The 11,641-nt window shown below is 71.2% G+C and carries 8 protein-coding genes and 2 pseudogenes; 3 read left to right on the top strand and 7 right to left on the bottom strand.

What is annotated here, in order from left to right:
- Positions 1 to 167: 167 nt before the first annotated feature.
- Together ACFQUZ_RS31175 and ACFQUZ_RS31170 are read right to left on the bottom strand one after the other, a co-directional pair.
- Entirely contained in the window at positions 168 to 836 is a 669-nt protein-coding gene (locus tag ACFQUZ_RS31175) for a DUF2752 domain-containing protein (RefSeq protein ID WP_377448674.1), read from the bottom strand.
- A gap of 90 nt (positions 837 to 926) precedes the next feature.
- Positions 927 to 2,156 (bottom strand): winged helix-turn-helix domain-containing protein, encoded by a 1,230-nt coding sequence (locus ACFQUZ_RS31170; RefSeq protein ID WP_377448672.1) that lies wholly within the window; start codon positions 2,154 to 2,156, stop codon positions 927 to 929.
- 124 nt (positions 2,157 to 2,280) lie between these two features.
- Between ACFQUZ_RS31170 and ACFQUZ_RS31165 the strand changes: the two genes are divergently transcribed.
- Positions 2,281 to 2,892 carry a GNAT family N-acetyltransferase gene (locus tag ACFQUZ_RS31165; protein WP_377448702.1) on the top strand — a complete coding sequence of 204 codons (612 nt, stop codon included), beginning with the start codon at positions 2,281 to 2,283 and terminating at the stop codon, positions 2,890 to 2,892.
- Here the strand turns inward: ACFQUZ_RS31165 and ACFQUZ_RS31160 are convergent.
- Positions 2,842 to 4,176 (bottom strand): annotated as a pseudogene (locus ACFQUZ_RS31160) (glycosyltransferase 87 family protein); the annotation flags it as partial. The gene ACFQUZ_RS31165 and the pseudogene ACFQUZ_RS31160 sit on opposite strands and share 51 nt — an antisense overlap.
- Positions 4,177 to 4,210: 34 nt before the next feature.
- On the opposite strand from ACFQUZ_RS31160, the pseudogene ACFQUZ_RS31155 reads away from it, so the two are divergent.
- Positions 4,211 to 4,774, top strand: a pseudogene (locus ACFQUZ_RS31155) (GNAT family N-acetyltransferase); the annotation flags it as partial.
- Between the two features lie 203 nt (positions 4,775 to 4,977).
- Here ACFQUZ_RS31155 and ACFQUZ_RS31150 read toward each other — a convergent pair.
- The 4 genes from ACFQUZ_RS31150 to ACFQUZ_RS31135 form a co-directional block, all read right to left on the bottom strand.
- Positions 4,978 to 5,877, bottom strand: coding sequence for a carbohydrate ABC transporter permease (locus ACFQUZ_RS31150; protein WP_377448671.1), 900 nt, complete (start codon positions 5,875 to 5,877; stop codon positions 4,978 to 4,980).
- A gap of 1 nt (position 5,878) precedes the next feature.
- Positions 5,879 to 7,021 carry a carbohydrate ABC transporter permease gene (locus ACFQUZ_RS31145; RefSeq protein ID WP_377448669.1) on the bottom strand — a complete coding sequence of 381 codons (1,143 nt, stop codon included), beginning with the start codon at positions 7,019 to 7,021 and terminating at the stop codon, positions 5,879 to 5,881.
- A gap of 70 nt (positions 7,022 to 7,091) precedes the next feature.
- On the bottom strand, positions 7,092 to 8,342 hold the full coding sequence (locus ACFQUZ_RS31140) for an extracellular solute-binding protein (RefSeq protein ID WP_377448667.1): 1,251 nt from the start codon (positions 8,340 to 8,342) through the stop codon (positions 7,092 to 7,094).
- Positions 8,343 to 8,370: 28 nt separating this feature from the next.
- Positions 8,371 to 9,369, bottom strand: a complete 999-nt coding sequence (locus ACFQUZ_RS31135) for a LacI family DNA-binding transcriptional regulator (RefSeq protein WP_377448665.1) — start codon at positions 9,367 to 9,369, stop codon at positions 8,371 to 8,373.
- A 152-nt stretch (positions 9,370 to 9,521) separates the two neighbouring features.
- Between ACFQUZ_RS31135 and ACFQUZ_RS31130 the strand changes: the two genes are divergently transcribed.
- The coding region (locus tag ACFQUZ_RS31130; protein ID WP_377448663.1) for a glycogen debranching N-terminal domain-containing protein at positions 9,522 to 11,641 on the top strand (2,120 nt) is incomplete at its 3' end.

The raw sequence follows: 11,641 nt of genomic DNA, 5'->3' as shown, positions 1-11,641 counted from the left end.
GAAGGGGACCATCCAGCGGCTCGTGGTCACCAACGTCGAGATCGTCGACCGGCCGAGTCCGAACGGCTGACCCGGTCGTCGCCGGCCCCGGTAGCTCGTCGCTGGGGCCGGCCCCGACCGGTCGGGGATCGGACCGGGGTCAGCTCCGCCGCCCCTCGACACTCCCCCTAGACGTAGAAGGCGGTGAACGGCGCCCAGGGCAGATTGCGGGCCACCGTGAAGACCGCCCAGGCGGCCAGCCCGAAGCCGAGGGCCCGCGGGGTGATCCGCAGCTTGGGCAGTTGCCGGCCCCACACCCGCTCCACCGCCCACGCGACATAGAGGTAGATCAGGAACGGCAACACGAACACCCAGACCAGGTGGTGCCGGGCCGCCGCCGGCAGGTCGCCGTGCAACAGATACCACATCGCCCGGGTGCCGCCGCAGCCCGGACAGTCCAAGCCGGTGGTCAACTTGAGCAGGCAGGTGGGGGCGGCGTCGGGCGCGCTGACCGTCGGGTTGCTCAGCAGGGTGTAGCCCATCGCCGCACCGATACAACCGAGCGCGGCCAGCGGCACCACCCAGCGCGGTGCTCGGGCGTGCATCCGCAGCACCAACCGGGTCAGCCGGTCCCGCTCCGCCTGCTGTGCGGGGTGACCGGGCGCGGCGAAATGGGGGTGGCCGGGCGCGGCGTAATGGGGGTGGCCCGCGCCGGGCACGGCGTGTCCGGGACCGCCGGCTTCGAACGCGGTGTGCTCGGGAGCGGCGCGCTCGGGCCCGGTCGGGTCGGCGACGGGATGCGCGAGAGCCTCGCCCGGACCGGTGTCATGGCCGATCGACTGTCCCACGTTCGCCATCTCCCCCTCACCTCGCAAACCCGGCTCACTCCGCGCGCTCACGGTCACCCTCTCGCTCGCTACCGCAGGGCTCGCAAAACCAGCTCGCGCTCACGGTACACCGGCGGCGCGGGTCAGTGCGGCCGCCAGGGGTGCCGCGAGATCACCGCGTACCGGCGGCGCGACCGCGCTCAGGCCCAGCCAACCGGCCAGCCGGTGCAGCTCGGCGGCGAGCGCCTCCGCCGTCTCCCCCGGATCGACCCCCGGCTCCGCCCAGGCCGCCGGCACCAGCAGGACTCCCACCTTGCGGTCGGCCTTGAGATCGACCCGGGCCACGAACCGGTCCCCGTGCAGGAACGGCAGCACGTAGTAGCCGTACACCCGGCGCGGCGCCGGAACGTAGATCTCGATCCGGTAGCTGAAGTCGAACAGCCGCTCGGCGCGGGCCCGTTCCCAGACCAGCGGATCGAACGGGCTCACCAGTGTGCTGGCCCGGATCCACCGGGGCAGCCGCGCCTCCGCGTGCAGGTAGGCCGGCATCCGCCAGCCCCGCACCCGCACCGGACGCAGTTCCCCCGCCTCGACCAGGTCGGCGATCGCGGGCCGGACGACCTCCGCCGGCAACCGGAAGTAGTCGCGCAGCTCGGGCTCCGCGGCCACCCCCAGCGACCGCGCCGCCCCGGCCACCAGCCTCCGGTACGCCTCGGTGTCGCTCGGGGTGGGCGCCGCCAGCACCGCCGCCGGCAATACCCGCTCCGGTACGTCGTACAGCCTGGCGAAGGAGCTGGTACGCCCCGCCGCCGTCACCTCCCCCGCCCAGAACAGGTACTCGAGGGCCCGTTTGACCACCGACCAGTTCCAGCCCCAGTTGCCGGTCACCCGGGGAACGTCGTGCTCGATCTCGGCGGCCGTCAGCGGACCCCGGGCGGCCACCTCCTCGCGTACCCAGTTCACCAGGTCCGGCTGCTCCACGGCGATCGTGCGCATCCATCCCCAGGCATGGGTGCGAGCCTTGGCCATCCGCCAGCGCAACGCCGGGTGCAGCTCGACCGGCACCAGCGACGCCTCGTGCGCCCAGTATTCGAAAAGGTCTCGGGGTGCCCGGTAGGCGGCCCGATCGAGCAACTCTGTCGGATAGGGCCCGAGCCGGCTGTACATCGGCAGGTAGTGCGCCCGCTGGAGCACGTTCACCGAGTCGACCTGGAGCACGCCGGTGCGGCCGAGCACCCGGCGCAGGTGCCGGCGCGTCGGCACGCCGGTCGGCGCGGGATCGGCGAAGCCCTGGGCGGCCAGCGCGATCCGGCGCACCTGCGCGGGGGAAAATTCCTCGATTACGGCCATCGACCAGCACGCTAACCGATCCCCCCGACCCTTTCCCTCGCGATCTTGCACTTCCGGCTCCCCCGGAACGGTCGAATTGGCGCGTATCGCCAACCCGACATGCAAGATCGCGGGGAAGGGTGGGGTGGGGGCGCGCCGGGAGGAATGGGCTGGACCTGGGGCGGGCGGGACGGCTACAACGGGACGGGTGGTGACGATCCGCCGGGAGACCCCGGACGACGCGGCGGCCATCGCCGCGACGCATGTGCGCGCGTGGCAGACCGGCTACGCCGGAATCATCCCCGACGAGACGCTCAACCTGCTCAACCCGGCGGCGTGGGCGCAGCGCCGACGGGACTTGGGCACCGCGGCGGCCGACCATCCGTTCACCACCCTCGTCGTCGAGGACGGCCCAGCCGTCGCCGGATTCGTCACGTTCGGGCCGTACCGCATCGATCAGGACCGGGACCGGCTCGACCCGGCGTACGCCGAGATCCTGGGTCTCTACGTCGAACCGTCACGCTGGGGCAACGGCACCGGGCGGGCCCTGTTCGCCGCGGCGCGGGCGGCGCTGGCCGAGCGCGGCTGGACGGAGCTGCGGCTGTGGGTGCTGGAGGACAACCGGCGGGCCCGAGCGTTCTACGAGAGGGCGGGGATGGTCGCGGACGGCGAACGCTCCCGCTACGAAATCAAGCGCTCCGGAGGCCGTTCCCCGCTGGGGCTGGCGGAGATCCGATACACCGGCCGGCTCGGCTGACGCGGACCGGTCCCGCACGGGCAGGCCCACGAGCAGGGCCAGGCTGGCCCAGACATACGCGTTGCTGCCCAGGAACCCGGTGACACCGCTCGCGCCGTCCTCCCACCACCAGACCAGCCGGCTGCACAGCAAGAGATAAACCACCGCCGCGAAGACCAGCAGGATCCGCCGCCGGCGCCGTTCCGGCGTGCGCACCGCGTTGTCGACAAGCAGCACGATCGCCGGCAGCAGCCAGACCAGGTGGTGAACCCAGGTGACCGGGCTCACCAGACACTGGACCACACCGGTCAGGGCCAGGCCGGTCGCCTCGTCGCCGGCGGCCACCGCGGTGCGCGACCGCCACGCCCAGACCACCAGGGTCACCAGCACCAGCAGCAGCCAGGCCGGGGTGCTCGGTTCGAGCGGGTTCAACCGGGCCACCATGCCCTGCAGGGACTGGTTGGAGATGAAGGCCAGCGAACCAACCCGGTCGGTGTTCCACAGCGCCTCGGTCCAGAACGCCCGGGAAGCATCCGGAGCGACGGCACCGGCGAGGACGGTGGCGACCGCGGCGGTGCCGGACGCCACGAACGCCGCCCGCCAGCGTCGAGTGACCAGCAGATAGACGATGAAGATGCCGGGCGTCAGCTTGATCGCGGTGGCCAGCCCGATGCCCACGCCGGCCCACCGCCGCCACCCGGCGGGCACCGTCGGGCCGGTCGGCGTCCGTTCCGCGATGGAGCCGCCGTCCGCTCGCGACTGCGAGGCTCGCAAACCCGGCTCACTCCTCGCGCTCGCCAGCAACAGGAGGTCGGCCGCCACCAGCCCGAGCAACAACATGTTCACCTGGCCGAAGGTGACCGTCTCCCGCATCGGCTCGTACGCGATCACCAGGGCCGCGGCCACCGCGACGGCGAACCAACCGGTCCAGCCCGCCCGCCGGGCCAGCGGGCCGACCAGCCAGACCAGCAGGAGGAGCGTGACCAGCACGGTGGCCAGCACGCTGAGCACGATCACCACATGCCACGGCAGGTACGCCATCGGCAGCATGGTGAGGGCGGCGAACGGCGGATAGGTGAAGCCGTACGTGCTGTTGGGCTTGAGGAAGTCGTAGATCTGGCCACCGTCGCGGACCCAGTAACGGATCGCGCCGGAATAGACCTTGAGGTCGAAGAAGCCGTGTCGTTCCGAAACGACGGCGGCGAACACCGTGGTGATCACGGCGAGCCCGAGCACGATCGCGACCTGGCGCCGGCGCCCGGACAGCGGCCCGGCCGATCCGGGTCGGCGGACCCCCTGCGCCATCGTCGCTCCCCTCGCGTCCGTACGCTCACCAGTCATGGCTCTCGGGTACGTCCGCCCGGCGCGTCCATCCGACGCCGGCGAGATCGCACGCATCCAGCTCGCGACCTGGCGGGTCGCCTATCGCCGGCTGTTGCCGAGGCACGTGCTCGACGAGCTGGACGAGGCGTTTCTGACCGAGCGGTGGCGCGCCGCGGTCGAAGCGCCCCCGTCGGACCGGCACCGCGTTCTGGTAGCCGTCGAGCAGGCCGAACAATCGTATCTGGTGGGATTTGCCGCATCCGGCCCGGCCGACGAACAGGCCCTCGCCCCCAACGAACCGGCTGACGGGCTGGGCAGCGGCATGGCGGCGGTGACCGATCTGCTGGTCGAGCCACGGTGGGGCCGGCGCGGGCACGGCAGCCGGCTGCTCGCCGCGACCGTGGACCTGTGGCGCGGCGACGGCCTGACCTCGGCAGTGGCCTGGGTGTTCGACGGTGACCAGGCGACCCGGAAGTTCCTCACCAGCGCCGGCTGGGAGCCCGACGGCGCCGGCCGCGCGCTCGACGTGGACGACATGCTGGTCCCCCAGGTTCGGCTGCACGTGACGGTGCCGACCGAGGCACCGGAAACCGAGGCGCCGCAGACCGAATCGCCGGCCGAGGCACCGCAGAGCGAACCACCGGCCGAGGCACCGGAAAACGAGCCGCCGGCCGACCGGTAGCCGTCCGACAGCGGGACGCCACTCATCACGGGCCGAGCCGTTACCGGTCCGCGACGGTCCGGCGGGGACCGGCGGCGGTGCGACCGCCGGTCCCCGACCGGTCAGCCCTTGTCGGCGCCCTCGTTAGCGCCCCGGACGAAGTACCGCTGGAAGATCACGAAGATCACCGCGACCGGGATGGTGGCGAGCAGCGCCGCGCCGAGCTTGAGCGGATACTGCGTACCCTGGCCGAGTGAGCCGCTGACCAGGTCGGCGAGCCCGCGCGGCAGGGTGAACAGGTCCGGATCCTGCACCGCCACCAGGGAGTGCGGGAACTCGTTCCAGGAGCCCTGGAAGGCCAGGATGGTGACCGTGATCAGGGCTGGCCGGGCCATCGGCAGCACCACCGACCAGTAGGTCCGGAAGACGCCAGCCCCGTCGATCCTCGCCGCCTCCTCGACGCTTACCGGGACCGACTCGAAGAACTGCTTCATGATGAACACCTGCGCCGCGTCGACAAGCAGCGGCAGGATCAGCCCGGTGTAGCTGTTGTAGATGCCGAGCTGGTTGAGCACCAGGAACTTCGGGATCAGCAGCACCACACCGGGCACCGCAATCACCGCGATGACGCCGGCGAAGACCGCGGACCGGCCCCGGAACCGCAGCCGCGCCAGGGCGTAGCCGGCCAGCGAGGCGAGGAACACCCGACCGATCGTGACGATGATCGTCACCAGCAGCGAATTGCCCATCCAGAGCGGGAAGTTCGTGCCCGCGAAGATCTTCTCGAAGCTGGTGAGGTCGACCGGACCGGGGAACGGCGAGAGCGGGTTCGCCGCCGCGTCCGATTCGGTCTTGAAGGAGTTGCCGATCTGGATGACGAACGGGTAGAGGAACACCAACCCGAAGAAGACCAGGATGGCGTACCCGACGAAGGTGTTGACAAGCCCGCGCGGCCGCCGCCGGCCGTGGTCCGGCGCTGATGGCGGGCTCTGCGTCCGCGGTGGATCGGTGGCGATGGCCATGTCAGGACCTCCCCGCGCCCGGCCGGGCGCCGCGCCGCCACCACCGCGAGCGCGGCTCGTCCCGGTCACGCATGACCCGACGCTGGAGCAGGGTGAGCCCGATGATGATCAGGAACAGAATGAACGAGATCGCCGCGCCGGTGCCGTAGTCGAAGTCCCGGAACGCGGTGCGGTACGACAGGTAAGCCGGGGTGAGGGTGGTCTTCGCCGGGTCACCCTGGCTCATCACGTAGATCTGGTCGAAGACCTGCCAGGTGCCGATCAGCCCGAGTGTCAGCACCAGGAACATCGTGGGTTTGATCATCGGCAGGGTGACGTAGCGCAGTCGTTGCCACCGGGAGGCGCCGTCCAGCGTGCTGGCCTCGTCCAGCGCCACCGGCACGTTCTGCAACGCGGCCAGGAACATCAGCATGAACGTGCCGGAGGTCGTCCACACCACCAGGGCAATTATCGCGCACATCGCCACGCTCGGCCCGGACAGCCACTCCCACCAGGTCAGGCCGAACGGCCCACCGCCGGCCAGCGCGGCCGGCGCGGTGTCCACGCCGAACACTCCGAGCAGCAGGTGCAGCAGTCCACGGGCGTCGGCGAACCACTGCGGGCCCTTGATACCGACCATCGACAGCAGACCATTGACCGCGCCGCTGTTGGCGAACATGAACAGGAAGACCACGCTGATCGCCACCGAGCTGGTGACCGAGGGAAAGTAGAAGGCGGTACGGAAGAACGACTTGCCGCGCAGCATCCGGTTGTTGACCACGAGGGCCAAGCCGAGGGCGAGCACGGTCTGCAGCGGAACGACGAGGGCGACGTAGTAGATGTTGTTGCGGATGGCGGTCATGAAGTCCCGCCGGGCGAGCCCGTCCTCGGTGAACAACTTCGTGTAGTTCTCGGCGCCGACGAACGGCACCTCGCTGGTGAACGGGCTGCCCTGACCATTCCAGCCGGTCAGGCTCACCCAGAGCGCCATCAGGATCGGCAGCACCAGGAACAGGCCGAGAATCAGGATCACCGGGGCCACGAACAGCCATCCGGCGACCTGCTCGTTGCGCCGGACGCCGCGGCCGAACCCGGTCGGTCTGCCGGGGCGGCGCTGCCCGTTGCGGTCCGCCCCGCCTTGAGCGGGTAACACGTCGATTGCCATGGATCACCCTTCGCGGGTTGAGGAAGGGCCCTTCTTTCGCTTACCGGAAGCGGCCCCTCCTCACACCGGTTCAGCCCTTGAGGGCGGCTTCCATGTTCTTCTGCATCCGGGCCAGCAGGTCCTTGGGATCACCCGAGGGCAGGCCGGTGATTCCGGTGTCGAAGTCGGACAGCACGCTGTCCATCTTGGGGGCGTTCACCGGGCCCTGGGCGTAGTCGGCGCCGTCGAGGAACGGCTTGTCCGCCGGGAACGCCTGGCTGTACTGGTCGCGCACCGACTGCCGGGACGGCATCACGCCGAACGCCTTGGCGAACTCCATCTGCTGGTCACCGGCGGTCATCGCTTCGACGAACTTGATCGCCTGGTCCTTGTGCTTGCTCTTGGCGGCGATGCCCCAGCACTGGGTGAAGGACAGGGTTCCCTCGCCCTTCGGGCCGGCGGGCAGCGGGTGGACGGTGTACTTGACGTTCGGGAAGTCGGTCTGCAGCGCGCCCTTGATCCAGTTGCCCTCGATGACCATCGCCGTCGAACCCTTGCCGAACGCCTCCCCGGGCCAGCCGGCGTCGAGTTGCTTCGGGTACTGGGCGAGGCCCGAGGTGAGCAGCGACTTGACGTACTGGAGTGCCTGCAGGTTCTCCGGGCTGTCCGCCGTCGCCTGCTTGCCGTCCTCACTGATCAGCCAGCCGCCGGCCTGCACCATGAAGGCACCGACCCGGTCACGGGTGTCGCCGAGCGCCAGCGGGGTGATCCCCTTGGCCTTGAGCTTCTGCGCCGCCGCGGTCAGCGTCTCCCAGTTGGTCGGAATGTCGGCGTCGGTGAGGCCGGCCTTCTGCCACAGGTCCGTGTTGATCTGGAGGGCGAGGGTGGAGAAGTCCTTCGGCGCGCAGTACAGCTTGCCCTCGTATGTGAACGCCTGCCGCAGGCTCTCGTAGAAGTCGTCCGGGTTGCTCACCTTGTCGCCGTACGGCTCCAGGGCGCCCACGGAGGCGTAGTCGGCGAACCGGGCCGCGTCGAGATAGAACACGTCGGGCGGGGTACCCCCGGCGAGAGACTGACCCAGTTGCTGGGTGAGGTCCTGCGCCGGGGTGACGGTTGCCTGGTTGCCCGACGAACTGGCCCACTTGGCGGCGGCGTCCTGCACGGCCTTGGTCTCCGCGGCCCCGGACGAGCCGATCAGGATCTGCAGCGAGGCCGGCCCGCTCTCCTGGCCGGTGTCGCTCTTGTCGTCGTCGAAGCCACTGCCGCAGGCGGCGGTGCCGAGCAGCACCGCCGCGGCCAGGCCGGCCACGGCTGTCCGGGGGAGGAACCTCGTCACTGACATGTCGTTCTCCTGGTGGGGGATGGTTGGGTCAGGCCGTCTGGCGCAGAACCAGTGACGGCTGGAGCAGCACATGGGCCGGCGTGGCCGCACGGCTACCGTCGAGCACGGTGGTGAGGAGGCGCACGCAGTGCGCCGCCGCCTGGGGGAGCGGCTGACTGACGCTGGTCAGCCCCACCGCCCGGGCGACCGGGGTGTCGTCGAAACCGGTCACCGCGACGGCCCGGTCCAGGGTGCGGACCGCCTGCAGTGCCCCGAGGGCCAGCGAGTCGCTGGCGCAGACCAGAGCGGTCGGCGGGTCGGCCGCCCGGAGCAGGTCCCGGGCGACGGCCTCGCCGTCCTCGATGCCGTCCGGGGTCTGCCGGTCGAGGTCGGGAGGGGGTTCGATGCCCGCTTCCCGCAGCGCGGTCAGCCAACCGACTCGGCGGTCGTCACCTACACCCGATCCGGCCGGCCAGCCGAGGTAGCCGATCCGCCGATGACCGGTGGCGAGCAACCGGCGGGTGGCCTGGGCCGTGCCCGACGCACCGTCTACGTCCACCCAGCAGTACCGCTCGGGGCTGTCCCACGGTCGGCCGAAGGTCACGAACGGCACGTCCCGCTCGGTCAGCCAGGCGGTCCGTGCGTCGCCGTGGTCGGTGCCGGTCAGCACGAAGGCGTCCAGGTCGTACGCGGCGAGCAGGTCGTCGAAGGCGCCGATCTCCGAGGTGTCGTCGGTCGCGGTGTAGAGCATCAGGCGGTAGCCGGCGACCTCCGCGCTCTCGGTGAGCCCGTGCAGGAACCGGTCCAGCACTGACCCGTTGATCCCGTCGCGGGTCGGCTCGATCCGCACGGCGATGAGCCGGGACCGACCCGTACGCATCTGCCGGGCGGCTTGGTTCGCGCGGTAGCCAAGGGCCGTGATGGCCGCCTGCACCCGGTCCCGGGTCTCCTGCCGTACCAGGTGTGGGCTGTTGATGACGTTGGACACCGTCTGCCGACTGACCCGAGCCTGCCGGGCCACGGTCGCGATGGTGACCTTCTCCGCCATCGAAACCCCCTCTGCTCTTGAACGTTCAAACCAGGGTGCGGCATCATTGGATCGTTCAAGTCCCTGGAATGGTTCGCACTTTGCACCGACCGGAACGTTCTGTCAAGACTTCCGTTCCCGGACCCGTTCCCCCAGACGCGTCAGGAGCCCCCGTGCCACAGCGCCTCCTTCAGCCCCTCCTGCACGACCTCGTCAGCGTGGTCCTCGCCCCGACCAGTTCATTGAGCGACCCCGCCGGTCAGATCCGGTCCGGCGCGGGCGTGCAGGGCGTGTTCCACGCCGACGCGCGGGTGCTGTCCCGGGCGGAACTCCTCGTCGACGACCGCGAAACGGAGACCATCGGCCACGCCGCGACCGGACCGCACGAGGTACGGTTCGTCGGCCTGGCCCGGTGGCTCGGCGACGACATGCCGGACCCGACGGTCCGCATCGACCGGATACGCACGCTCGTGCCCGGCGGATTGACTGAGGAGATCCAGGTCGTCTCCACCGCCAGTGTCCCGGTCCGCGCCCGGATCACCCTCGACCTGGCCACCGACCTTGCCCCCATCGAATTGGTCAAGTCCGGCGGCCGGACCGACCCGCTGCCGGCCAAGGTCCACGCCGGCGAACTCACCTGGTCGGCCGACGACGTCACCGTCACCGTCACCGGCGACGGCGGGAGCGACGGCGCCACCGCCGAGGCCGATCCCGACCGGTTGACGTGGGCCGTCGACCTGTCGCCCGGTGGGCGTACCACCCTGCGGTGGAGCCTGCGCGCCGACGACTCCGCCGCGGTCGTGGTGCACGTGCCCGGCGAACCCGCCTGGGCACGGCCGGCGGTGACCGCCGGTGACCACCGGCTGGTCCGCCTGCTCGACCGGTCCCTGGCCGACCTGCGCGGACTCCGGCTGGCCGAGGCCGCCCGGCCGGACGAGGTCTTCCTCGGCGCCGGCGTGCCCTGGTTCCTCACCCTGTTCGGGCGGGACAGCATGTGGGCCGCCCGGATGATGCTGCCGCTCGGCACCGAACTGGCTGCCAGCACGTTGCGGGTGCTCGCCCGGCGGCAGGGCGAGCGGGTCGACCCGCAATCCGGCGAGGCGCCCGGCAAGATCCTGCACGAACTGCGTCGCCACGAGTCCACCCACGTCGATGGCGGCCTCCACCTTCCCGCCGCCTACTACGGCAGCGTGGACGGGACCCTGCTCTGGGTGACCCTGCTGCACGACGCCTGGCGCTGGGGCATGCCGACCGAGGAGGTGGCCGAGTTGCTCCCGCATCTGGAGTCGGCGCTGCGCTGGCTCGGCGAGCACGCCGACCCGGACGGCGACGGCTTCGTCGAATACGTCGACACCAGCGGACGAGGGCTCGCCAACCAGGGCTGGAAGGACTCCGGCGACGCGGTCCGGTTCCGCGACGGCAGCCAGGGCCGGTCACCGATCGCGCTCGTCGAGGTGCAGGGGTACGCCCACCAGGCCGCGCTCGCCGGGGCGGCACTGCTCGACGCGTTCGGCCGGCCGGGCGCCCAACGGTGGCGCGACTACGCCGGCGACCTGGCCGTCCGGTTCCGGGATCGGTTCTGGGTGGACGGCCCCCAGGGTCCCCACCCGGCTCTGGCGCTGGACGGCGACAAGCGTGCGGTGGACTCGTTGACCAGCAACATCGGCCACCTGCTCGGCACCGGCCTGCTGTCCGACGCGGAGGAGGCGCGGGTGGCGGCGGTGCTCGCCACCCCCGAGATGACCGGCGGCTTCGGCATTCGCACGATGTCCGGCTCCGACACCGGGTTCAGCCCACTGTCATACCACTGCGGTTCGATCTGGTCGCACGACACCGCAATCGTGCTGGCTGGGCTGGCCGCCGCCGGGTTCGACGAGGCCGCCGCCGAGCTCGCCGACGGGTTGCTGACCGCCGCCGAGTCGCTGAACTGGCGGCTGCCCGAACTCTACAGCGGCGACGACCGCACACTCCTCGGCCGACCCGTCCCCTATCCGGCCGCCTGCGTACCGCAAGCCTGGTCGGCCGCCGCTGCCGTCACCGTCCTGCACCAGGCGATCGGCCTGCGACCAGACGTACCGGCCGGCCGGGTGCACCTCCGGCCGATGGCGGGTACGCCGTTCGGCCCGATCACCGCGCGCGGCCTGCGGATCGCCGGGGCGCAGGTCGACGTCACCGTCGACGCCACCGGGCGGGCCGAGTTGACCGGACTGCCGCACGGACTGGAACTGGTCACCGGCCCGGCGATCCCGGCGCAACGCCCACCCTCCCCCCACACCCCCTCCCCCGCCACCCC

The organism is Plantactinospora sp. GCM10030261 (assembly GCF_042666615.1).
Taxonomy (GTDB): Bacteria; Actinomycetota; Actinomycetes; order Mycobacteriales; family Micromonosporaceae; genus KBS50.
Note: the sequence above shows the minus strand (reverse complement) of the source record. Positions and strands in the feature narration are given on the sequence as shown.

What these genes read in the sequence shown, in the direction of transcription:
- ACFQUZ_RS31175 (WP_377448674.1), bottom strand. Translation starts at nt 836, where the DNA reads ATGGCGAACGTGGGACAGTCGATCGGCCATGACACCGGTCCGGGCGAG.
- ACFQUZ_RS31170 (WP_377448672.1), bottom strand. Translation starts at nt 2,156, where the DNA reads ATGGCCGTAATCGAGGAATTTTCCCCCGCGCAGGTGCGCCGGATCGCG.
- ACFQUZ_RS31150 (WP_377448671.1), bottom strand. Translation starts at nt 5,877, where the DNA reads ATGGCCATCGCCACCGATCCACCGCGGACGCAGAGCCCGCCATCAGCG.
- ACFQUZ_RS31145 (WP_377448669.1), bottom strand. Translation starts at nt 7,021, where the DNA reads ATGGCAATCGACGTGTTACCCGCTCAAGGCGGGGCGGACCGCAACGGG.
- ACFQUZ_RS31140 (WP_377448667.1), bottom strand. Translation starts at nt 8,342, where the DNA reads ATGTCAGTGACGAGGTTCCTCCCCCGGACAGCCGTGGCCGGCCTGGCC.
- ACFQUZ_RS31135 (WP_377448665.1), bottom strand. Translation starts at nt 9,369, where the DNA reads ATGGCGGAGAAGGTCACCATCGCGACCGTGGCCCGGCAGGCTCGGGTC.